This is a genomic window from Rosistilla ulvae, assembly GCF_007741475.1.
In the GTDB taxonomy this organism is placed as follows: Bacteria; Planctomycetota; Planctomycetia; order Pirellulales; family Pirellulaceae; genus Rosistilla; species Rosistilla ulvae.
The window spans coordinates 1,562,873-1,586,799 of sequence record NZ_CP036261.1 but is presented as its reverse complement, the minus strand read 5'-3'; the positions used below and the strand labels follow the sequence as shown (position 1 = coordinate 1,586,799).

The 23,927-nt window shown below is 58.8% G+C and carries 17 protein-coding genes and 1 tRNA gene; 11 read left to right on the top strand and 7 right to left on the bottom strand.

The features are described 5' to 3' along the window. Positions 1-683: 683 nt before the first annotated feature. Entirely contained in the window at positions 684-1,487 is an 804-nt protein-coding gene (locus EC9_RS05755; protein ID WP_145343151.1) for an MBL fold metallo-hydrolase, read from the top strand. A gap of 148 nt (positions 1,488-1,635) precedes the next feature. On the opposite strand, the gene cobA is transcribed toward EC9_RS05755, so the two are convergent. After that, positions 1,636-3,123 (bottom strand): uroporphyrinogen-III C-methyltransferase, encoded by a 1,488-nt coding sequence (cobA, locus tag EC9_RS05750; protein ID WP_145343149.1) that lies wholly within the window; start codon positions 3,121-3,123, stop codon positions 1,636-1,638. 128 nt (positions 3,124-3,251) lie between these two features. On the opposite strand from cobA, the gene rpsT reads away from it, so the two are divergent. Continuing rightward, positions 3,252-3,527 carry a 30S ribosomal protein S20 gene (gene rpsT / locus EC9_RS05745; protein ID WP_145343147.1) on the top strand — a complete coding sequence of 92 codons (276 nt, stop codon included), beginning with the start codon at positions 3,252-3,254 and terminating at the stop codon, positions 3,525-3,527. 1,000 nt (positions 3,528-4,527) lie between these two features. On the opposite strand, the gene EC9_RS05740 is transcribed toward rpsT, so the two are convergent. Next, the gene (locus EC9_RS05740) at positions 4,528-5,439 is read right to left on the bottom strand and encodes a thiamine-phosphate kinase (protein WP_145343145.1); all 912 of its coding nucleotides are present in this window, start codon (positions 5,437-5,439) and stop codon (positions 4,528-4,530) included. Positions 5,440-5,667: 228 nt separating this feature from the next. Between EC9_RS05740 and EC9_RS05735 the strand changes: the two genes are divergently transcribed. The 3 genes from EC9_RS05735 (at position 5,668) to EC9_RS05720 (ending at position 9,283) form a co-directional block, all read left to right on the top strand. Beyond that, positions 5,668-6,318 (top strand): hypothetical protein, encoded by a 651-nt coding sequence (locus EC9_RS05735; protein ID WP_145343143.1) that lies wholly within the window; start codon positions 5,668-5,670, stop codon positions 6,316-6,318. A gap of 112 nt (positions 6,319-6,430) precedes the next feature. Next, positions 6,431-8,071 carry a HEAT repeat domain-containing protein gene (locus EC9_RS05730; RefSeq protein ID WP_218934611.1) on the top strand — a complete coding sequence of 547 codons (1,641 nt, stop codon included), beginning with the start codon at positions 6,431-6,433 and terminating at the stop codon, positions 8,069-8,071. A 102-nt stretch (positions 8,072-8,173) separates the two neighbouring features. Next, positions 8,174-9,283 (top strand): 3-keto-disaccharide hydrolase, encoded by a 1,110-nt coding sequence (locus tag EC9_RS05720; RefSeq protein ID WP_218934610.1) that lies wholly within the window; start codon positions 8,174-8,176, stop codon positions 9,281-9,283. Positions 9,284-9,404: 121 nt separating this feature from the next. On the opposite strand, the gene recJ is transcribed toward EC9_RS05720, so the two are convergent. The 4 genes from recJ to EC9_RS05700 form a co-directional block, all read right to left on the bottom strand. Next, positions 9,405-11,102, bottom strand: a complete 1,698-nt coding sequence (gene recJ / locus EC9_RS05715) for a single-stranded-DNA-specific exonuclease RecJ (protein ID WP_246105974.1) — start codon at positions 11,100-11,102, stop codon at positions 9,405-9,407. A 79-nt stretch (positions 11,103-11,181) separates the two neighbouring features. Continuing rightward, positions 11,182-11,346 (bottom strand): 50S ribosomal protein L33, encoded by a 165-nt coding sequence (rpmG, locus tag EC9_RS05710; protein WP_145091005.1) that lies wholly within the window; start codon positions 11,344-11,346, stop codon positions 11,182-11,184. 226 nt (positions 11,347-11,572) lie between these two features. Next, a complete protein-coding gene (locus tag EC9_RS05705) occupies positions 11,573-13,582 on the bottom strand; it encodes a hypothetical protein (protein WP_145343138.1) in 2,010 nt (669 codons plus the stop codon). 208 nt (positions 13,583-13,790) lie between these two features. Continuing rightward, positions 13,791-15,257, bottom strand: coding sequence for a hypothetical protein (locus EC9_RS05700; protein WP_145343136.1), 1,467 nt, complete (start codon positions 15,255-15,257; stop codon positions 13,791-13,793). Positions 15,258-15,632: 375 nt separating this feature from the next. Between EC9_RS05700 and EC9_RS05695 the strand changes: the two genes are divergently transcribed. The 4 genes from EC9_RS05695 (at position 15,633) to EC9_RS05680 (ending at position 20,120) form a co-directional block, all read left to right on the top strand. Continuing rightward, positions 15,633-15,827, top strand: coding sequence for a hypothetical protein (locus tag EC9_RS05695; protein WP_145343134.1), 195 nt, complete (start codon positions 15,633-15,635; stop codon positions 15,825-15,827). A 30-nt stretch (positions 15,828-15,857) separates the two neighbouring features. Beyond that, positions 15,858-18,650: a TolC family protein gene (locus EC9_RS05690; RefSeq protein ID WP_145343133.1), complete on the top strand. Its 2,793-nt coding sequence runs from the start codon at positions 15,858-15,860 to the stop codon at positions 18,648-18,650. Between the two features lie 127 nt (positions 18,651-18,777). Then, on the top strand, positions 18,778-19,386 hold the full coding sequence (locus EC9_RS05685) for an ECF-type sigma factor (RefSeq protein ID WP_218934609.1): 609 nt from the start codon (positions 18,778-18,780) through the stop codon (positions 19,384-19,386). Continuing rightward, entirely contained in the window at positions 19,383-20,120 is a 738-nt protein-coding gene (locus EC9_RS05680; protein ID WP_145343130.1) for a hypothetical protein, read from the top strand. Before EC9_RS05685 ends, EC9_RS05680 begins: the two co-directional genes overlap by 4 nt. Before the next feature lie 42 nt (positions 20,121-20,162). Here the strand turns inward: EC9_RS05680 and EC9_RS05675 are convergent, their stop codons facing one another. Then, positions 20,163-20,852, bottom strand: a complete 690-nt coding sequence (locus EC9_RS05675; protein WP_145343128.1) for a DUF2461 domain-containing protein — start codon at positions 20,850-20,852, stop codon at positions 20,163-20,165. 252 nt (positions 20,853-21,104) lie between these two features. On the opposite strand from EC9_RS05675, the gene EC9_RS05670 reads away from it, so the two are divergent. After that, positions 21,105-23,087, top strand: a complete 1,983-nt coding sequence (locus tag EC9_RS05670) for an NAD(+) synthase (protein ID WP_145343126.1) — start codon at positions 21,105-21,107, stop codon at positions 23,085-23,087. Positions 23,088-23,304: 217 nt separating this feature from the next. After that, positions 23,305-23,378, top strand: a tRNA-Arg gene (locus tag EC9_RS05665). Positions 23,379-23,927: the final 549 nt, after the last annotated feature.

Here is a 23,927-nt window from a genome sequence, read left to right as displayed (position 1 = left end):
AACCGGCTTCCGCGTCGCCGCCAACTGGAGAGATCCTTGTTCTGTCGATGTCGTTTAGTGCATTTTGCGGGGACCAACTTCGAAGCCCATGATTTCAAAAAGCCCATCAATATCACTCTCTCTAACGCTCTAAAACTCTGGAATTGGCGGCCCACGATTCCGGAACGGCGACACTGACAACCATCCCATTGTTGACTATATCTTATTTCCCACCTGGGGATGGCGTGGGCATCAACGCAGCTGGCCTATTTCATTTTTTACATTTAGTCAAATCAGCCGCCCAGCGATAGCTCACGATTCCCCAAAGGACCGAACGCTATCGCCTATCGATGGGCCCCCTCCGCCTTGCAAAACCGGCCCACCCCGACTTCCGGCCACCACCGACGCACACACAAGTCGCCTGCGGCACTGGCACAGCGAGCGCTTCGGAGCCAAACCTACTGCGACTCGCCTGGCGTTCCTCGCAGCCCTGGCGTCGGGTGCATGCGGTTGAAACGAAACGGCATGAACGGGAAACCACAACCGGAAACCAATCAGACGTTCGCCTCAGCTGTTTTGGAGCGCTAAGGGCAGCATAGCGGGGAGCACGGAAATCGGTCGGCCCGCATCTGTTGCATTCGGTTCTTCCCGCCTAGAATTAAGGGAAACAATTTTTCCTTTTTATTCAGGCCACGAACAGACGAATGTTGCCCCACAAAACCCTCTTTCCGGGCGTTATCGAACTGAATTACCAGGCGGGCGAAGTGCTCGGCTGCAACGTCTACTTGGTCCACGACCAGGGGGAATGGACGCTGATCGATATCGGCTATGAGGAGACGGTCGATGAGTTTGTCGAACTGATCCGCCAACTCGATTTCCCATTGTCGAAATGCAAGACGCTGATCGCAACTCATGCGGACGTCGACCACATCCAAGGGCTAGCCAAAGCGAAGCAGATGCTGCGGACCTCGGTCACGTCCCATCCGCTGGCCGTCGAAGCGCTGCAGACCGGCGACAAATTGACCACGTTTGCAGAAATCAAGGCCCAAAACATCCACCTGGACATGCCCCCGGTCGAGATCGAACACCAAATCAACGATGGCGACACGATCCGGATCGGCAATCTCGAACTGGAGGTCTGGCACACGCCGGGGCACACCGACAGCCAACTGTCATTCCGCCTGGGCGATGTTCTGTTCAGCGGCGACAACATCTATCGCGATGGCTGCGTGGGGGCGATCGACGCCCATCACGGCAGCAACATCAACGACTTCATTAAGTCGCTGGAACGAATCCGCGACAGCGACGTCGTCTGGCTGCTGCCAAGCCACGGGCCGATCTTCCGCAAGGATAACGAGATGCTCAACCGAACGATCGATCGGCTTCGCAGTTACCTCAAGATGGCGGACTTTGGCACCTTAGCCAATGAGTGGCCACTGATGGACGAATGGGAAAACGAAGTCGCCGACGGGACCTTGCCCGACGGGGTCGGCGTCAAAAAGGGCTAAGAAGACCGCAGTCCGCGCGAAGCCTGAAACAATTGCGCCGCAGCGCGACGCCCCTGGAGACTGCCTGGACGGTGAATCCAGCCACCTCGTGATATCCGAGGCAAAGTTGCTTTATCGGGCCGGAGAAGCAGGGAACCGGCCGCCCCCATCAGACCTGGGCAATCGCTTTGACCAGGCCATCGATCGTGTAATGCTCCGCTTCGCAGGCGACCGAAAACCCGAGGCCCTTCAGCGTTTGCGAGGTGACCGGACTCAAGCTGGCCAACTTGGTCTGATGCAGCGATTCGCCAAACATCTGCACCAGCGAACGAGCGATCGCACTGCTGGTGACCGTGGTCCAATCGATCTGCCCGTCCGCCATCTGCTGGCGGATCTTGGCATCCGCATCGATCACATCACGATTCTGGTAGGCTACGACCTCGCGGACGCTCGCCCCGGCATCGGCTAGATGCTGCCGCAAAACGTCGCGTCCTCGACTGGCCCGAACCGACAGGACCTGCTTTCCAGCAGCCTGCGGCGACAGCGACGCGGCCAGCGATTCCGCTTCGAAATCAGCCGGCACGAGGTCGGCTCGCAATCCATATCCCTGCAGTGCCTCGGCCGTCCGGTCGCCCACTGCGGCGATCTGCCCCCCCCCCAGCAGCCGCATGTCGTGGCCGAGCCTCAGGATCCGGTCGAGGTAAAACTGGACGCCATTGCGGCTACTGAAAACGATCCAGTCGACCTCGCCCAGCTGCGAAATAGTGGCATCGACGTCGGACCAATCTGGCGGCGGAACGATCTCGATGGCGGGCTGATACAGCGGATCGGCCCCCAGTTCGCGAAGCGCGTCGCCCAACTCACCGGCCTGTCCATCGGGGCGGGTGACCAGAATGCGTTGGCCGGACAAGGGACGGTGGTCGAACCAATCGAGCTGCTCGGGCAGGTCGGCTACCGGGCCGACGATCACGATAGCAGGGGGCCGGATCTTGCTGGCGGGGGATAGCCGCAGCGCGATCTCGCCCAAGGTGCAGCGGAAGACCTGTTGGTCAGACCAGGTACATCGGCGCACGATCGCCGCAGGGGTATCGGCCGGTTTGCCGCCGTCGATCAAAGCCTGGGTCCAAGTCTGGGCGGTGGTGACGCCCATGTAGATGACCAACGTGCCGGGGAACTTGGCCAACGCATTCCAATCGAGATCGGTCGCGTCGTTGTCTTTCTGGTGCCCGGTCACCAACGCAACGGCCGATGCGTGGTGGCGATGCGTAATCGGAATACCGGTAAAGCTGCCCGCAGCCAAGGCAGCCGTGATCCCGGGGACGACTTCGAACGAGATCCCCGCCTCGGACAAGGCAGCCGTCTCCTCGGCCCCCCGAGCAAAGACAGCGGGATCGCCCCCTTTGAGCCGAGCGACGATTCGCCCTTGCCGTGCCATACGTAGCATTTCCTCCTGGATTTCGTCCTGGGTCCAGATCCGTTGCTGGCCGTGCTTGCCAACGCAAACCAATTCAGCATCGGCCGCATGGACCAACAATTGCGGATTTACCAGCCCGTCGTACAGTACGACATCCGCTTTTTTCAGACATTGGACCCCCCGCAGCGTAATCAACTGAGGATCGCCCGGACCGGCTCCGATCAAATATACATGGCCTAGCATACGGGTCGCCGAATGAATCGGTCGTTCGAAGGGGTGAAACGGTGACTTTGGGCTAGACATTTTGGCCCGCTGTCCTCAAACTGCTCCTATTGCATCAATTACTACGAGATTTGTATAGGGAACAACGAATGCCAAATTCCGAAGGTGCTAAAAAACGTCTCCGCCAGAGCTTTGTCCGCCGCGACCGCAACAAAGCGATCAAGACCGCGATGCGCAATCAAATCCGCAAGGTCCGCGAATCGGTACAAGCTGGTGACTTTAGCGCTGCTGAAGAACAGTTCCGCCTTGCTGCCAAGCGTTTGGATCGCGCCGGTGCGAAGAACATCATTCATCGCAACGCCGCTGCACGCACCAAAAGCCGCCTGCAACACCTGATCAAGACTGCCAAACTGCAGACTGCTTAATCCCCGCCTCGCCGGGCTACACGGCACGGAGATCCGCCGTCGAGCAGTCGCTCGTCGGGATCCAGCAATTCAGTTGAACGCATCGCGTTCCTGTGAAACCACAAGCCGTGCGGCACCCGCAGATGGCTCGGTTTTACGTTGCCTGCTGCATCGGCCCAGCATCCCCCCTCGGGATTAAGTCAGTCCCTTGACTTCCATATCTCCATGGAAGCATCAGGTCTGGCACGCCTCGAGCGTCCGGCTCAACCATGCAAACCGCGAGCCGTTGCCGTTCGACATCGATTCGGCCGGGCGGCCAGCTCGCGAAACCACAAGAGCAGCCGCGTTCTAGAAGCTGACACAGGGCAAGCTGGCCCTGCTCGATCGCCAGAGAATGCGACCGGCTGGCGATTCATCGCCGAAGCTCCAGAGTGAGCTGCGGCTTGCGCGGGGTCGCGCCCCGCCACCAGGCAGAAGAGTTGCCACGGCGGCGAGATCGGCAAACGATGAAGCGCCACTGCACTTCATCGAGGAAACTACGAATCCGGACAGAATCAGATCTGCGGAACAGCCAACGTCGGCTGATGGAGCTGCGACTGGCAAGACTGCCCCCCACACGGCGACGGCTCCAAACATGGTGACGGAGCGTGGGTCGGTGTAGGGCGGATGCCGAAGTGGCACATCCCAAGGTGGTCGCACTTCCACTGCTCGATGCCGCCGATGACGCTGCAGCCAGTCAAGGACGTGAGAGCGAAAGCCAGAAACGCAAGCTGAAAGTGTCGCACAAGATTCTCCGGTGTGCTGCTGGGGCAAATGATGCCCAAGTTTGCGAGACGAACGGCGAAATGCAAACGACATTCCGCGGTTCGCTCCCGTTACAGCCCCCCAGATCGAGCAAGCCGCACGATCATTACAGAAGTTCCGGCTTCGCGCATTGGTCCGCTTTAACAGACAGACATCGCTTCGCTAGGGCGCCAAACGTCCTAAACACAAACGCGCGAGAAAGAGGCGACGGCCCCGATCAGCCCCCGTGAACAAAGCCACGCGGCGACAAACGAATCAGCTTATTGGGCAATTTGGACCACAAGCCGGTCCGACTGGTCATGGTGCCGATGGCAGTCAGTGGCACGCCGAGGTCGGCGTTTAGAATCTCCGCGGCCTGATCTGCCGAACAACTGAGAAGCAGTTCGTAGTCCTCGCCGTCGCCAAGGGCATGCTCCAACGGCTCGCTCCCCTTCTGCTCCCCCAGGGCCAGAGCGTCTTCCGAGACTGGAATCTTATCCAACTCCAATTCGATCCCGCACCCGCTGGCGGCGCACAACCGGTCCAGATCCAACAGCAGCCCATCGCTGATATCGATCGCTGCATTGACCTTAAAGCGGTCGCGCAACTGTTGCGCCAGACGAACCCGTGGGGTGAACGCCAGGTGTTTTTGCAGAATGCTTCCCCCCAACGAACCGCTGACAAGGAGAACGTCGTCGGGCAACGCACCACTGCGCAACCAAGCCTTTTGCGGCTCCGACTGGCCGATGATTGTGATCGAAATAGCCAACGGGCCATCGTAGCAAGTGATGTCCCCACCGCTGATCGCGACCCCAAACTCGGCTGCCGTCTCCAAGATTCCTTCGTAAATTCCCGCCGCCGTCTGGGTCGCATTTTCGTTTGACAGAGAGATCGCGACCAACGCCGCGACCGGATCGGCGGCCATGGCAGCCATGTCGCTCAGATTGACCGCCAGCGCCTTGTGCCCGATCGCTGCCAGGGAATGCTGGTCGAGCAGGAAGTCGACACCATCGACAATTGTATCGACGCTAGTGACCAACTGTCGCGAATGCGGCCAATCGACGACTGCGGCATCATCACCGATCCCGACAGCAACTTGAGGTAGTGAACGTTGGCGGCCACGTAGCCATGCTAAAAAGCTCTGTTCCATTGAGGACTGTCCGAGGCTGGGTAGGCGGTTGAGGTGTTTGCAGGGCCGAGCCCCGATCACGACCCGCATGATATACACAGCCGGCAAATTACGGACCGGTAGGCGTCTTTTTTTTTCGCCAACCCCTTCGAACCGTTTGGTAAACGCATAACGATTGAATAGTCTGAAATTGTGTCTAAGATTTAGAGATCGATTGCGTTTTTGAACCTTACAAAAGAATGCCCCCTCATGTCGCGATTCCTCCTCACCGTTGCCCTCCTAGCCGCAACGGTCACCCCGGCGCTGGCCCAGTATCCGTACCCTCCTTATCCCTATGGTGGTGTCAACTATAGCGGTGCCGGATCGACGATCGCTGGTAGCGAAATGGCAGGCATGGCCGACTTGGTCCGCTCTAGCGGGTATGCCAACCTGCAAAACTCCGAAGCAGCGATCAACGTGGAACAGGCCCGTTCGATGCAATTGGACAACCGCGTGAAATACGCGGAAACCTATTACGAAAAGCGCCGAATCCGCGAAGAGGCGAAGAATTACGACCGCAAACAGGTCACGCCCGAACAGGTCCATCGCCTGGCGGACATGAAGCGTCCCAAGCCGCTGTCCGAAAGCCAATACAACCCTAAGACGGGTGAGATCCATTGGCCGCTGGCAGCGATGCAGCCCATCATGAACGGCACCCGCCGACGCATCGAGCAACTGATGCAAGAACGCAGCCCCGATGGCCGCCTGGAACCGACAGCTTACTTCGAGATAGCACGGTTGTGCGAAGTCCTGGACAAACAAGTGGGCGCGGAACTGGACACTTTACCAATGCAGGAAGTTTCCCAAGCCAAGGCATTTATTAAAAGCCTTTCTTATCTAGCCCGACAAGCGGCTAGCTGAAATCGTCAGCCACTCGCACTGCGTTCCCTTCCACAGCGGTTTCCCCCTTTTCGATTCCTGAGTCCATATTATGTCGATCGCCTTCCGAACCTGCCAATTCCTATTGGCTTTGATGATATCTCAGACAGCGTTGTCCAACCTCGCTCACGCCCAAACCAACGACATCCCAGCACTGCTGCAACAACTGCGGGGCGGAAGTGCTGAACAACAAAAGGCTGCGCTCAAATCGCTGGCCAGCGCCCCGGATGGCGCAGCGCGGGCAACCGCAATCGCCGGCCTGGTCAAGCTGCTCGATTCCGACAAGCCTGCCGTGCGAGCCCGTTCGGCTTACGCTCTGGGTTACCTGGCCGATGGCAACGCGGAAGCAGCAAAAGCACTGATCCAGCACGCGATGGACAAAGACCCAACCGTCCGCAACGCTGTTATCAAAGCATTGGTCCGCATCAAGGCACCGCGCGAACTGACGCTGCCTATCTGGGCCAAGACTCTGCAAAGCAGCGACCCCGAAGCGATCATGCATGTGATCCATTCGATGGCCGACCTGGGCAGCGAAGCAGTCCCCACGCTTCGCGAAACGCTCTCCCATCCGGAAGCAGCCTACTGGGCATTGCTGGTTGTCAGCGAACTCGGCCCACAGGCGGCGGAATTAACGCCTGAGTTGATGGAATTGATCGACCACGCGCAACCCGAAGTCCAACTGCAAGCGATCATTGCGGTTGGCAAAGTTCAAGGCGATGGCGAGAAGATCGTTCCTGGCTTGGTCAAAGTCCTACGAGGCGACGCGCCGATGGCCGGCAAATATGCCGCCTGTTTTGCCTTGAGCCAATACCCACAACCGACAACAGGAGCCGCCGCGCTGGAAGCGACGCTGGACGACGCGAGCGATGTCGAACTGAAACTGCTGGCCGGATGGAGCCTGTTGACCCTGGCTCCTGAAACCGCCAAGCGCCCGCAAGCTTTGACCGCCATCATCGCCGGCCTGTCTTCCGAGCAGCCTCGAATTCGCCACCTGGCCATCCGCGCCCTGGGCGACATCAAACCAGGCCCCGACGGACCGAGCCCCGAGGTGATCCAAGCGATGACCAAGGCACTGCAAGACAGTGAACCAGCGGTCATCTCGCAGGTTGTCGACGTCCTGGCCTCCAAAGGAACCGCGGCGGTAGGGGTGATCAAAACGAGCCTAACCAACAACGCGCTCCGCCCACTGGGAATCGAACTGGCACGCCGACTCGGCCCCAACGCGGCACCACTTGTTCCCGACCTAATCGCTGCGATGAAATCGAGCGATGATCCCGAACAAGTCCGCGAAATCGCGTTCGCCCTGGCCGCCATCGGCTCGGCGGCCAAGCCAGCCAGCGACGTCCTGGTCGCTGAACTTTCCAACGAGAACCGCCGCGTTCGCTACAGTGCATGTTATGCCCTGGGCAGCATCGGGTCGGACGCGCAAAACGTGTTGACCGAACTGACCCAACGCCTCGGCTGCGACGATCCGTTTTTACAACTGTCGGCCGCATGGTCGCTGCTGAAGCTGCAACCTGGTGACCCCAAGTTGATCGCCCAAGCCGTTCCCCTGCTGACCCAAGCTCTACAGCACGAGAATGAATTCGTCCGCCTAGAAGCCGCCCGAACACTGGGCACGCTGGGCCAAGCTGCTCAAGGATCGGTCGACGACCTGAATGCACTCAGCAGCGACGAGAGCCCCATGGTTCGCCAAGCCGCCGCCGAAGCGGCCGAAGCGATCCAAGGCAAATAGCCTTCCGGAACACCCAACCAGCACGGAACCGCCGTGCTGGTTGTCGTCCTGCCCCATCGCGGCCCACCGACCGCATCCATCCTTCACAACATGACGTACCCCATGCCTCATTCGCTCCTCTGCCTGTGCCTCGTCTTTGCAACCTCTGCGTTTGCGATTGGTCAAGACAAAAGCACGCCTAACGACAAACCAGCTGCTGCCGAAACAAAGCCCAGCGAGCAGCCAGCCGCAGAGACAGAGAAGCCCGCCGAAAAGGGAGTGGACAAACCTACGGAACCACAACCCAAGGTGCAGCCACCGGAAAAGAAGCCGGAGCCAACCAAGCAGCCGGAAGACAAAAAGGAGGCTCCCGAAAAACCCAAGCCAGCCAAAGCGGAGCCAGCCAAAGCGGAGCCAGCCAAAGCGGAGCCAGCCAAAGCGGAGCCAGCCAAAGCGGAGCCAGCCAAAGCGGAGCCAGCCAAAGCGGAGCCAGCCAAAGCGATGGTACCGATCGGCTACACCCATACGCAGCGTCTGCCCGGGCAACCTTGGCGAGTTCACGACCTGCTGCGTCCACGCCCGCGAACTGTCACCCCGGGAGAGGACTCCCCCGCGGCACCGCCTAGCGATGCGATTGTACTGTTCGATGGAACCGATCTGTCGAACTGGGGGCACCAAGACCGCAAGGCACCAGGCCAATACGTGCCCGCCCGCTGGACCGTGAAGGATGGGTACATGGAAGCAACCCGCGGCACCGGTTACCTCTGCTCGCTCGATAACGTCGGCAGCTGCCAGTTGCACATCGAATGGGCTGCGCCAAAAAAAGTCTCCGGAGACGGGCAGGGACGTGGCAACAGCGGGATCAAACTTTGGGGGGCGTTCGAGATCCAAGTCCTTGATTCCTACAACAACCGAACCTACGCCGACGGCCAAGCCGGCGCCGTCTACGGCCAGTTCCCGCCAGCGGTCAACGCAACTCTCCCGCCAGGTGAATGGCAAGCGTATGACGTGATCTACGAGATGCCTGAATTCGACGCCGAAGGCAAACTCGCCAAACCGGCCTACGTGACCGTCTTCCACAATGGCGTGCTGCTGCATCACCACCGCGAACTGACCGGCCCCACCGGCCGCGCCAATTCGAAATACAGCGAACACCCGCCGGGCGGTTCGATCATGCTGCAAGATCACGGCAACCCAGTTCGCTATCGAAACATCTGGGTCCGCCCGCTGTAAACAATTCCTTTGCTGCCCCAGCACACGCAAGGCGAACGGGAGAACGCAACATCGGGTACCACTCGCCGCCAAGAAAATTGCGGCGGGACGCGATCGCGTCGACAATCGCCTGCGGAGATGCTTACGCCGAAGCGTGCTGCCCCGAGGGTCGCCAATCGACGATCTGGATCTCGACCTTGCGATAGCCACGGAATTCGTTGATCACCGGACGATAGGCGACATCGATCGCCCCCTCCAGCTCGTTCAACTCATCGCACCACTGCCCGGCACCAAACGCTACCGCTCGCATCGCGCTGGCATGATGCAACAGACTGACGGTCAGATGTCGATCGCCGCCCCCCATGCGACGAGCAGGATCTTTCAGCGTGACCCCAGTGGCACAGAAGATCGGCCGGGGATTGCTGTCGCCAAACGGCTCCAACATCTCGATCTGCTTGACCGTCTCCAAGTTCCACTGACTGAACGAAGCTTCGGCATCGATGCTGATCTCCGCTTCGTAATCGGAAGGCACGTTCTGCGAGACCGCTTCGCAGAACGCTTCGCGGAACTGCGAGAGCGTCGACTCATTTAGACTCACCCCCGCCGCAGCAGCATGCCCGCCGTAGGTGATCAGATGCTCTTCACACTGTCCCAACATGGCATGCAGATCGACCATCCCGCCGGATCGAGCCGATCCAACGGCCGGCTTCGACGCCGTCCCATCGAGCGACAAGATGATCGTCGGGCGGCCATACTTCTCAGCGATCCGTCCGGCGACGACACCGATCACTCCCTTATGCCAATCGACTCCCCCGAGCACCAAGGCGGGATCCTGCTCGGGATCAAAGTCCGATTTGGCTTGCTTGTCGGCCGCTAGATAGACGCTGCGTTCGAGCGTCTGCCGGCTGCCATTAAGCCCGTCGATATACTCGGCCAACGCCGCAGCGCGGACGGGATTGTCGGTCGTCAGCAACTCCACGCCCAATTGCGCCTGACCAAGCCGCCCAGTTGCGTTCAACCGCGGGGCGAGCATGAAGGCGACATCTTCGCTAGAGAGGGCTGACTTCTGATCCAGCTTGGTGACCTTCAGCAGTTCTCGAATCCCGATCGACGGATTCGCCAACAGACTCCGCAGGCCGTGGTGGACAAGGATCCGATTTTCATCGAGCATCGGAACGACATCGGCGACCGTGCCGATCGCGGCCAACGCCAGCGACTGCATCAGATACGATCTCAACCGCTCGGTGACCTTCTTCGCCCCACTAGCGCGCTGACAGACCGACCAGGCCAACTTGAAAGCGACCCCCGCACCACAGAGCCCTGGGAAGGGATAATTGGTGCCGGGCAGACGAGGATGCACAAGCGTTGCATCGGGCAAACGATCGCCGAATTGATGGTGATCGGTGACGATCAGGTCGAGCCCCAACTCTTTGCAGAGATCGGCTTCGACTGGGCTGGCGATACCGCAATCGACGCTGATCACGACCTGTTTTTCGCGACTGGCCAGCTTGCGAAGCGCATCGCAACTCAAGCCATAGCCGTCTTCGAGGCGATTGGGCACAAAGTAACTGACATCCGCACCCAACAGACGCAGGCCGTTGAACAGAATCGACGTGCCGGTGATCCCATCAGCGTCGTAATCGCCGTAGATCACAACCGCTTTGCGATCGATGATCGCTTGATGGATCTGATCGGCGGCGGCGGGAACCCCGGGAAGATCCTCGGGGTCGCGGAGCATGGTCAAGCGGCTCTCGAGAAACCGCTGAACGTCCTCGGACTGATAAACGCCACGTCGCAACAAGACCTGAGCGACCACCGCAGGCAGCCGGGACTGGCGCATGAGATGCTCGACCCGGCCCATATCATGAGGCAGCAAACGCCACCGCTTGGCCATGGCGATTCCTTCCGCTGCGGGAGGTTTATTTCTTCTTTTCGTTGTGCCAGGTGTGCTTGCGCAAACGAGGGCAGTATTTCTTCAGACGCAATTTCTCTCCACCACCCTTGCGACGGATGGAGTAGTTGTAATCGCCCGATTCTTCGCAGACCAGGAAGATGGTGTCCGCTTTCTTATTGCTCTTGGCCATGGGATTGTGTCTCTAACTTCCAACAAGCTGACGTTGTATTTATTTACTTCAAGCGGCTCTAAAGGACACGTGTGGCTTCATCGAAGCACGCTCGCGTCATTTACAACCACGCACGGTTTATAAAGGGTTTGGTTGCCCAGTATGACTTAAAATGTGTTGGTGCGGTAGCCCATATCTTCGGCCGGATCGCTCCGGCAAACCACTCAAAACCGCTCCCCGGCGGCGGCTACCGCGTTGCCGACAGTTCGGCGGCGATCTGCAGCTGCAAAAACTGCGATACCCGCGTGATCAGACGCTGCGAAACCGGATCGATCACCCCAGGAAAGGTCTCCGGTGTCTCGTGGCCGGCACCAGCGGTTAAGCGTTCCAGGAACTGGGTTTCAGCCGGAATCGGAGGGCTGAAAACAACGGTTCGAGCCGACATCGCCAAGGCGTGCAGGCTGGTCACCAGCCAGTTGCCATCGCCGAGGTCGCGAATCGTCAACCCAAACGGCGCCAACAATTCCTGCTCCAACGAGGCCAGCGAATCGTGGTTTGGCCAGGGGAGGAGAGTGAATTCGGGAGTTAAACCATACTGCCAAGCACTCGGCCAATCGATCAAAACGCGAGCATTCTGCGTCTGAGCGACCTGGCTGAGCCAATGTTCGACAGTCCTCGGCAGATCCCCCTCCAACACGATCGGTCCCGGATCAGGCCGCGGCAGCTCTTCCGGCCGGCCGTCGACCAACCATCGCCCGGAATGGGACGCTGGCAGTTTGGGGGGCAGGTCGCGGCTGATCCGCAACGCGTCCAACGCCAACGCCACCCGCCATGCCGCCTGTGGCGAACCGGTCACCTGGACGCGGTCGCTGGCCGGATCGACGGCCAATTCGGCCGGATCGTCCGGCAGATGAGCCAGCTGGGTTGCCAGTGCGATCACCGGTGTGGGTTCCCCCAAGTCGGTAATTATCAATGCGGGTTCGATAAACGCGCTGATCCGCGGCTCGCTGGCGCGAACCACCATCTGGCCGGGAGCGGATTGTTGCAGCGTGCAGCCCGCTTTCGCCAAGACGTCGCGGATCGCTTCGCCAGCAGTCGTGTTCAGATACCGCCCTGAAACCGGCGTGCCGAGTTCGATCCCGGCGGAATCGAGCGATTCGATATCGAAGGTGATCGGTACCGAAGTGATTTGAGAGATCGTGTCGACGCTGGCATACAGCGTGGTCGCTTGCAAATTCAGCCCCAGAGACTGCTGCAGCCGCTGCTGGGCGTCGACCGCAGGCTGAGGCGTAGGGTAACGGCCGCTGAGTTCCGGCGGCGGTTCGAATCGAATCGGTTTGAAGGCCGTCGGTTGCGGCTTGGCATCGGGCTGTTGAAGATCCAAACCTTGCCCAAAGATGCTCGAAAACATCTGTAAACTCTCCGGCAATTCCTCCATCGCCGCAGCTTCGGGTTGATCGGCCGGTTGCCCCGCGTCGGCGAAGATCCGCTCGGGTCCGGAGTTCGCTGGCGGTGGAGTGCCATCGCCATCAACTGGTTCAGGGACCTCCGTCAACGGATCGACAGCCCCCGCCGCGTCCTGCACTGCGGGGGCCGGATCGGTCGCGGGGACCGGATCGGTCGGCGATGATTCATCCTCCGGGGGATCGGAGGCTGACATTGCCGAATCGGCGATTTCCGAATCGGCGGCTGGCGGGGGATCGTCGGCGTCAGGATCCTCTACGGCGTTTGAATCCCCGTCGCCGGGAACCTCTTGGCCACTCGCTTCGACTTCGTCGGGCGAACCGTCGACAACCTCGGCAATCTCTTTTTCTTTCGTCAACGACTGTTGAATAAACAGCCCAAAGATCGCGACGGAGCTGACGATCGCGATCAGCGACACAAGGGCGATCATGCCGATCTGGCGATAGCCCTGATAGCTCGAGGGTTTCCAATCGCCCGGTGGCATGGTGCCAAACGAACCGGAGGGTTGTGAATCGCTGGGGGAGGACAAATCGGCGGGGGATTCGTCCGCATCGGTTGGCCCGGCTTGAGGAAACGTCCCTTCGGATTCCAATTCCTCGTGGATCGTTTCGCTGGTGATCGCCTGGCTGTCGATGTCGTGCTGGCGACCAATCGTCAATTGGTCCTCGGTCGGCGGAGCGACCATGACCATCGCTTGGCAATTGGGACAGGCCAAGATCTGGCCGATCATGCTTTCATCGCGCACCTTCAACCGCGAACTGCAGGTGGTACAGGTGATGAAAAATGGATCCACGACCAGGAGACCTTTCAAGTAATGAAGCCCAGATCGACCTGTGGGCATCATAAGCTCTCGACAAGTGGGCGAGCGCATGTCCAGCCACAATGTGAATTCATTGGCTGGAGCGTCAAGCTTGGCCGCGGCATTGCGACACAACCGTTTTATCCCGAAACGATGCGCCGCACCGAACCGTGGATCGACCGTGAAGAGAGCTTGATTTGAACTAGCGTCCTGCGGCGGCCGTGCGTTTATCGATCTGTTGTTTCAGCTGCATTTGCACCCGTTCGAGATTCCGCACGATCTTGATATTGTCTTGATATAGCGCCGCCAACTGGGTCCGCTGGGCCGTCTTGCGCTGCTGCAATTCGTTGGCATACGCTTCGATCGCTGACTTTTCAACGCGATGTTGAGCCAGTTCGGCCTCGAGCTTCAACTTGTCCTCTTGGCCCTTGACCAGCATCGAATCGTTAGCCGTTTTGACCTTTTTCATGATCGCGATTTCACGGTTCAAGATGACCATTTTTTCGGCCAACACATCGAGTCGTTCGAAGACATGCCGCTCGATCTCGTCGTAATCGTGCAACGGTCGGACATAGATTTCGTCGATCAATTCGGCCACGCCCGTGCTGATCAGCTCGGTCGCTTCTTCATATTTGAAGACCAATTCGGTCCCCGCCTTGAACTGCACTTCGTCCCCGTCGGCCAATTGCAAACGGCTGTCGACCGCTTGGCCCAAGAGATCGAAATAACTTCCCTCGGTTGCGGTTCGCTGCCCCGAACCATCGACGATGACCGAATGGTCTTTCAGCAGTTTGATCTTCCGCCACTTCGCTTCGGGTGGATCATCGGATTGAGCTTGCTTGCCATCCTTCAGGTAGGTTTGCAAAACCTCTGGCGGAACCTTGCCAGCCAAAGCAGCATTCAAGAACTCTTCGTCGGCATCGCCAAAGATCGCTTCGTCCCGCTTTCGGCTCGCTTCGATGAAAAACGGCTCGTGACCATCCAGCGGCATGACTTCATAAATCGCCCACGATTGCGCTTGGCTGATCGCTTGCTGTTGTCGCTTGGAGAGCGTCGAGAGCGCTCGCAACGGCTGCAAGGTCAACGATTGCGGACTGCTTTGCGTGACCAGATATTGCCCCAAGAAAGTCTGGGGGATTCGCTTTTGATTGGGATCCATCACCTCGGAGAAGGCGAAGACTATCGTTTCGACGGGGATTACCGCTGCTGGGGCATCCGCCGCTGCTGGTGCTGCCGCGTCGGGATCCGCGGCAGCGGGATCTGCCGCCGCAGCATTTCGTGGCATATTGAGTGTGAATTGGCCTTGGTTCGCTCCTTGCGGCGAAAGTCCACGCCAGACGCGACCGGCATCGACCCGCAATTTTTGCAGGGCCAATTCGATCGGCACCACCGCGCGTTGATCGCCTTCGAGACCGATCACGCCGTATTTGAGTTCCTCTTCTTCCACGGTCGCCTTTTCGAGTCGCTCTTCCAGTTCGACTGAAATCTTCTGCCACGCGACGCGTGATTTCGCCGACAGCGCGATCAAACCCATGAAAACGCCGGCTTCGATGAAGACGATCGGGGCGATCACCAACGGCACCCAAGTCCAACGCTCGGCACTCTTCCACATCAGCACACCGAATCCGATGACTGATAGCCCGAGTAGTATTTGAATGACGATTTCCATCGGTGTTCCGGAGTGGCTGAGACAAGCGTTTGCGGGGTCGATCGCGTCCGATCGGGAAAGACGAAGGCCTAACCCATGCTCTGATGGTAAGTTGGGACTTTTCAAGCGTCAAGCAAAACCCGTCAATAGGGCAATTGTTCATCAAACCGTGCTGACGACCTAAGGCAGATTGCTAACACCGCGACAACCCGCATATCCGGACCAAGCGGTCCCACGGGGCGTTTCTCCAAGCTCAATCGCGCCAGCCGTTTCAAGTCCAACCGCAAATCGCTCCGAACCTATACAGGGCCGATAGCCGCAAAAAACGGCACGATCGGTCGTGTGTATCCGCAGCCGCAAAGCGCGGCCAGCCCATGCATTGGGGAGAGTCCCTCGATGCGGAACGCGCCCAGCCGACGTGACTGCGGTGATCAGCCCCCCGACCAACTCGCCGTTCATTACCTCGAAAACGGCGAGATCCGATCGCGACAAAAACGCAGATCGCACGAACCTTGGCACGGCCGATCGCAGGCCGGCGCCGAACCGCGTCTGTACGACGACACGATCAAGGATCGATCGGTCGTCCGCTGAAAACAACATCTTTGGATAGGGATTTCAGGCATGGTAGCCGACAACCGGACGATTCTTCTTGCGCGGCCTGCGATCGCGTTGAAGCTCCGATCACTCACCATCGCGATGCTGATCGCCAGCGTGGTGCTCGGCAACATCGGTTGCAACCGAGCGCTGTACCGCAAAAAAGCGGACCGCGAAGCGTACCAATTGATCGACGAGAAGGTCTGTCACAGCGGGGAAGATCCCGGGCACGCGCTGCGGATCGAGATCGACAGCCAGAGCCGGATGTTCGATCCGTTTGATCCCGATCGCCCGCCGATGCCTAAGGACGATCCCAAATCGAACACCTACATGAACTGCGTCGACGGCAAGCGGGGTTATCCGCTGTGGCATGCCAACGGCGACACAAACACGGCGGAGAATCCCGATTGGTGGCGGTTCCTGCCATTGGATGAACGCGGCGTCTTGGTGCTCGATTCCGACACCGCGTTCCAACTGGCGCGATTGAATTCTCCCGGATACCAACAAGAACTCGAAACCCTCTACCTGTCGGCATTGGATGTCAGCAGCGAACGGTTCCGCTTCGACACGCAATTCTTTGGCGGCTTGCAATCCTTTTATACAGCCGACGGACCGTTGCGTTCGGGATCTGGCGGGGAGAGCAGTTCGAATCTGGCGGTCGGTCCCTACAGCGTCGGCCAACGCCCCTGGTCGATGCAGCGCAGCTTTACCACCGGTGCCGACCTAGTTGTCGGGATGGCGAATTCGATCGTCTGGGAATTCAGCGGTCCCGACACGCAAAGCGCATCGACAATCCTCGACTTTACGCTCGTTCAACCGCTGTTGCGCAATGCCGGCCGCGACCGGATCATGGAACGACTGACCCTCTCCGAACGGCGGCTGTTGGCGAACGTTCGCGCCTTCGAACGCTACCGCCGCAGTTTCTATCTTTCGATCACAACCGGTCGCAGCGTCGATGCAGGCCCATCGCGCAGCGGCGGCGTCTTCGGCGTCGGGCTGGAAGGCTTCTCGGGACTCGGCGGCGGCTTCGCAGGACTCGGCGGCGGCGGAAACCTGGGGATCGGCGGTGGTGGCGGCGTCGCTCAAGCGGGCGGTTTTCTCGGATTGCTGCAGGACCAACTGCAGATTCAAAACCAAGAGGAAAACGTGGCTCGGCTGCGTGAAAACCTGCTGCTGCTGAACGACACGCTTGTCGAAATGCTGACCACGATCCCGACCGACCAGGAAGCGATTCCGCGGCAACGGCTGCAGGTCGCTCAGGCTCAACAAGCACTCCTGTCGGCGCAAAGCCAATTGGTGAATCAACAAGCGGCATTTAACGCATCGGTCGATTCATTCCTGGGAGACCTGGGGCTGCCCCCCTACCTATGCGTCGAAATCCGCGATCCAGTGCTGAATCAATTCCAATTGATCTCGCCCGATCTGAAAGACCGTCGCAACCAGGTCTCCGACATCCGTACCGTCGTCGGCAACATCAACACGCGACTGCTGGAAACGGGGCGCGAGGCGATCAACCCTGCGACCAATCTGCCCGAGCTGAAAATCACTTGGACGCCACAAGTTGCCCAGTTGTTGGAAGATCTGAACGGACAACTGGTTCCGTTGGTAGAGCTGCAGAAGACGTTTATCGAAACCGACCTGCCAGGCCTGAAACGCGATATCGAAGCGTTGGCCGAAGCGGTTCCCGATCGCCAGCGATCCTCGTCGCAGTTGTTGAATATCTACCAAACCGAAAAGGATCAGATCTGCACGCTGCTGCCGTTGACGATGGTCGACAAAGCACTGTTTGATCCGACCGATTTCAATCGGATCGGGCAGGGGTTGATCGATGATTACACCAAGCTTGAGAAACGGATGACCGCGTATGCGATCGAGATCGAAGCGATCGACCAAGGGCTGCAAGAACTGTTGCAGTCGCGAGCATCGCAAACGGCCGCCCAAGCCGATGCCGATGGTTCGCTGTCGCAACAGATTCGCGACAAGGGCATCCTAGCCGCTCAAGATCTGATCGCTGCGATCGCCGAAGACGTCTTGGTGATGCAGCTGATCCAGGCTCGAGCCCGGATCGAAAGCGTGTCGCTGCCGGAAGTCGATATCAGCGCTCCGCAAGCGCTCGAGATCGCGCGGCAACAGCGGCGCGACTGGGCCAACGCCCGTGCTTCGCTTGTCGACTCCTGGCGGTTGATCGAATTCAACGCCGACAACCTGGAAAGTTCGCTCGACATCACCTTCAGCGGCGACCTCCAAAACACCGACAGCAATCCGTTTAAACTTCGCAGCGATGCGGGGCGGTTGCGTGCCGGACTGCAATGGGATGCACCGCTGACACGACTGCAGGAACGTAACACCTACCGGCAATCGTTGATCGAATACCAACAAGCCCGCCGCAATTATTATCAGTACGAGGACGGCGTATGGCAGTTGCTGCGAGGCCAGATCCGCCAATTGCGAGCCAACCAGGTGAACTTCGAACTGCAACGCTCCGCGGTCCGCATGGCGGCTGAACAGATCAGTTTGAACGAAGACTTGCGACTGTTGCGAGAGGCTCGCGGATTGTCCAGCGGCCCGACCGCGGCTCGCGATATCATCTTTGCGTTGAGCGATCTGTTGAACGCCCAAAACGGCTTCCTAAACATCTGGGTCAACTACGAAGTCGTGCGGCGAAACCTCGATCTCGACATGGGAACGATGGAATTGACCCCCGATGGATATTGGATCGATCCGGGCGTGATTCGTGCTAATACCGTCGGTGGCAGCGCCGCGATTGCGGGCGATACCCAAGGGATGATCATCGAAGCGTCCGACATCATCCTTCCCTAAACCGCAATCCGATCCGATATTTTGTCTAGATTTCACTAGACAAAATATCGGATAAAGGACCAGAATTGAGTTGGCGGGAAGCAGAGTCCGCGCTTGGGCGATGATTCAAGACCAGGTCGAGAGTGCAATGAACAGTGAAGGCGACAGCAACAATCAAGAGCTCGACGAATTGGTCGAAGGCGTGCGTCGTGGCGACAATCTCGCCTTGGAGCAGGTTTTTCACCAGTATTTCCCTTACCTAGTCTCCTTTGCCCACAGCCGGATGCGGCGGCGGCGATTGGGATGCGATGGCGAAGGGGCCGCGGCCAGCGCCATGCGCAGCTTTGTCAGCGGTGCGGGAGCAGGCCGTTTTGCTCAACTGAAAACCCAACAAGACCTATTTCGATTGCTGAGCGTGATCGCGTTGCGGAAATCGATCAAATACAGCAATCGCGATGGACGCTACATCCACAGCTCTGAAAAGGTCGGGGATTCGTCGAGCAATAATTTCTGTTCGATCTTTGCGCTTCCCACCGGCCCGGTTGCCGAACAAGCTTTGATCGTTCAAGAGACATTGGAGCAGTTGTTGCAAGCGCTGGGGAAAGACATCTTACAAACCATCGTGCTGATGCAGCTCGAAGGGCACGCCAAACCGTTTATCGCCGACGCCCTGAAAATATCGGTGCGCACCGTTCAACGCCACATCAACAATATCCGCGAGACCCTCGCCAAGATTGAAGCGGCAGATAACGAATGACCGACTGGAACGAAGCGGAAGTCAACGAGGCGTGGAAGCAATTCGAAACCTCCTGGCGCCGGGGCAAGCCGCTGAACATGTGGGATGCGATCTCATCCGTCAGCCCGGTCTATCGCCGCGATGTGGCGGTCGAATTTGCCATGATCGATCTGGAGTGGCGATGGCGGTTGGGCGTCGATGACGAACCTCGCGATACGCGATATTACACCGACATCTTGGCCGCTCTTCAACTCGACCCGGAACACTATGTGACGATTCTCGAACACGAGTACATCGTCCGATCCCAGTGGGGCGATCGACCGACGATCGACAAAATGCTCGCCGGACTGCCGGCCAGCGAACCACTGCGAAACATTTTTGAAACCGCGTTGGATGAGAACTTTCCCGTCTACTGCTTTCTGAAAAATAGCGGCGAGCGGTTCCTGGAACACCGCAAAAAGCTGGTCACCATCTTCGGCCGTCAACAGGCTGATGAACCGGAGAAGTTTGCCTTGCTCAGTGAGCAATCGAGCACGCGCTGCGTGATCGCGAATTCAGACGAGACTTCGATCGCCCCAGCCCATTTCGAATTGAGGCGCGTGGGTGCCGACCGGATCGTTGCCAAAGTCCTTGCGCCGACGGCCAAATGCCAAACCGCAGACAAGGTCCTGCTGCCACAGCAACCGGTGGAATTGCAACTGCCACAGAAGCTGCAGATCGAAAACTACGAACTGGTCCTCGACTGCGGATTCTAACGCAGTGCTCCGCCCGCCTCATACCGTGGGCTCAACCGATATTTAAAACGGCACGCATGCGCTTTCGCAAAGAAACTGCATCAACGATCGCGCGGCTCGAAACCGAGCGATGATCGTCGAGACCAGATCGGGTGACGTCACGTCGCTCTCGGCCAACGGACTCAAACCGATGAAGTCCTTGCGGCGCAGATCGTCGATCATCGGATGGTCTTTGGCAAAGTCGCGCGGCGCCGTCTTCAGACTCTCTCCTTCCAGCTGATAGTTCTCGCGAAAAGCCTTCGCGTCGCGAGCCCGTTTCCAACGCGTCGGTTCGTCGTCGATCTTGCGACGAATCGCCAGCAGCGCCGGGGAAGCGGGACGCCAACATCCCGCGCCGACAAAACATCGCTCCGGCTCGATGTGAACGTAGAAGCCAGGGGCGTGGACATCTTTGCCCACTTCATGGCGAAAATGGATCCCGACGTTCGTCTTGTAGGGCGTCTTGTCTTTGGCGAACCGCGTGTCGCGGTGGATCCGCATCAACGAACCGCCAACGCGTTTGGGAACCGCCGGAAAGAAGGGCGAGAGCTTTTCCAGCCGCGGACCGATCGCTTCGATCAACCGCAAGCTCGGCTCGCGGACCGAAGCTTCATACCGCTCCTTATTCTCCGCAAACCACGCGCGATCGTTGTTGTGTCGCAGCTCTTCCAGGAACAACAAACAGTCGTCGGTATAGATCGATCGGGAACTCATCGGGCATATCTCTCCGGTATCACATCGCCCGCTTCAGCAATATTCAGTGATTCAATTGAAACGATCAGCCGCCACGCGTTAGCGTCCGGTTCTCACACGAATCGAGCGTTAGCGTTCTACGACCGATCGACCTAAACGCCAACCCCAACGCGCCCCGTCGCCCGCTTCAGCGCTCTCGCCGATCCGCGGCGGTGGCGAGTATACTACAAATCACGTTGCAAAAACCTGTGTCTAACAAGGATCGTCCCGCTCATGCACCCCCACGGATATGTCCGCATCACCGCCGCGAGCCCGCGAGTTTCCGTTGGTGCGCCGCGCAAAAACGCAGACGAGATCGAGGAACTGCTGCAACAGTACGGCGAATCGGACATCGTCCTCTTTCCCGAACTCTCCCTGACCGGCTACACCGCCGCCGATCTGTTTGGACAACAACAATTGATCGACGCGGCGATGGCGGCTTTGCAGCAGATCGTCGCGGCATCGGCGGGTCGCGATCAATTAGTTGTCGTCGGCGTGCCGGTCAGCGTCGCGGGCAGCCTGTACAACTGCGCCGCCGCGATCGACAACGGCCAACTGTTGGGAATCGTTCCGAAACAGTTCCTGCCAAACTACAAAGAGTTTTACGAGGCGCGGTGGTTTCGCGCCGCCGACGGCAGCGAACCGGCGACGATTACCGTCGACAACCAATCGATTCCCTTTGGCATCGATCTGCTGTTCCGATCGGGCGATGCAGTCGTGGGAATCGAGATCTGCGAGGATCTCTGGACTCCCAATCCTCCCAGCGGCTTGATGGCAGTCGCCGGGGCTAACATTCTATTAAACCTGTCCGCCAGCACCGAAACAGTTGGCAAAGCCAGCTGGCGAACCGATCTCGTCAAATCGCAATCGGGACGCTGCATCGCCGCCTACGCTTACGCCGGCGCGGGCCCGACCGAATCGACAACCGATGTCGTCTTTGGTGCGCACTGCATGATCGCTGAAAACGGAGTCGTCTTGAGCCACTCGCGCCGCGTGGGCGATGGCCAACCGACGTGGCAGGGAGCGACATCGGCCACCGTCGACGTCGACCTTCAAAAACTGGGGCACGATCGCCGCACGATCGGTTCGTTCGACGACGCCCGCGGATCGCTACCGCGCGACTATCGCCAATTCGATTTTTCGCTCACCCACACTCCCGATCGCGAACTGCAGCGCGACATCGCGCCGCGGCCGTTTGTCCCTAGCGATCCCAATACGCTTGCCGATCGCTGCAGCGAGATTTTTGAGATCCAATCGGCCGGCTTGGCCCAGCGAATTCGTCAGCTGCCCGAAAACATGCCCCTCTTCATCGGCGTCTCCGGCGGCCTCGACAGCACGCTGGCATTGGTCGTTGCCGCGAAGATGTGCCAGCGATACGGCTGGCCGACCTCGCGCATTCACGGGATCACGATGCCCGGCTTTGGCACCACCGACCAGACCCGCGAGAGTGCCGATCGGTTGATGCAACAGCTGGGCGTGACGCGGGAGACGATCGACATTCGCCAGTTGTGCCTGCAAGCGTTTCAATCGCTGCAGCATCAGCCGCTGGGAATCGATGCAGAAAAGATGGACGTCGAAACGCTGCAGCAGCAGCTGATAAAAACGCCCAACGACGCCAAAGACTTAGTGTTCGAGAACATCCAGGCGCGAATTCGGACCTTTGTGCTGATGAGTCGCGGTTTTGTCTTGGGAACCGGCGATCTGTCGGAACAAGCGTTGGGATGGTCGACCTACAACGGCGATCACATGTCGATGTACAACGTCAACACATCGGTCCCTAAAACGCTGGTCCGGTTCCTGGTCCGATTTGCCGGCGACCACCACTTCGACGAATCGGTCCGCACCACGCTGCACCAAATCGCCGACGCGGTGATCTCTCCCGAATTGATGCCCCCCAACGAAGACGGGGAGATCCGTCAGAGCACCGAAGCGACGATCGGAGCGTACGAACTGCACGACTTCTTTTTGTTCCACTTCATCCGCAACGGCTATTCGCCCGAAAAGATCCTCTGGCTGGCCCAGCAGACGAACTTTTCGCAGCCCTACGACGACGCGACGCTCGCCGAAACGTTGCAGACCTTTTTCAAGCGGTTCTTTGCGAATCAGTTCAAACGGACATGTGTCCCCGACGGCCCCAAAGTGGGCAGCGTCAGCCTGTCGCCGCGGGGCGATTGGCGGATGCCGAGCGATGCCGATCCCGACGCCTGGCTGCAATAACGGCGTCGATGCGGCAGATTGGGACGTTAACGTTTGGCATTCACCCTGTAGCGGTCAGTAGAGGAAAAGGGCATATAGCGGGCCAAAACTGGCGGGGCGGCAAATTTGTCCCCTGCGGGACTAGCACGGCGGGGAAAATCTTGTAAGATTTGGGCAGTCTGGCACCGGCAGCGAAATCGCTCTGTGCCAGCCAACGGTATTGCACTTCGGTGCGGATGCCTCCGTAGCTCAACTGGATAGAGCACCGGTCTTCGGAACCGGGGGTTAGGGGTTCGAATCCCTTCGGGGGTACTCATTTTCAAGAGTGGTACGCAAAGTTTGCTTGCGAACCGCTTCAAACGGTACATTCGATAAAGAGGCTTGGAACATCTGTTCCAAGCCTTTCTTCATGTCGGGACTACCCTCTCTGTAACGCTTCGGACCGCGTCTGCGAATCGATGGTCCCCGTCCCCCCGATTCTAGTTCTTACCGAACATGCCCGATTGGTGGTGACTTGCAGTCCGACTTGCTGGTTGGCGAGTAGATATCTCGGGTTGGAGCTTGTGCGAGTGTTTACCAACGTGAGTAAATCGCGACAACTTGGTTAGCAGCTCCACAATTCAAAAAACGCATTCCTGTCTAAGTGTCTGCTTTGCCCGCCCCCCGTTCCTGCGCCAATAGTCAAACCGTGAATGCGATGGACCACCATCCCAGCGACTGCCCCCATTTTGGTCACTGCTACACATATCCAACCCTGATGCGCCCCCCCATCTGTTGACAACTTCTACTTCTCGCTCCTGCTACTAATTCCTACAGACAACTCCCCAGAACCACCACCTGCGCACACAACAACACACCCAC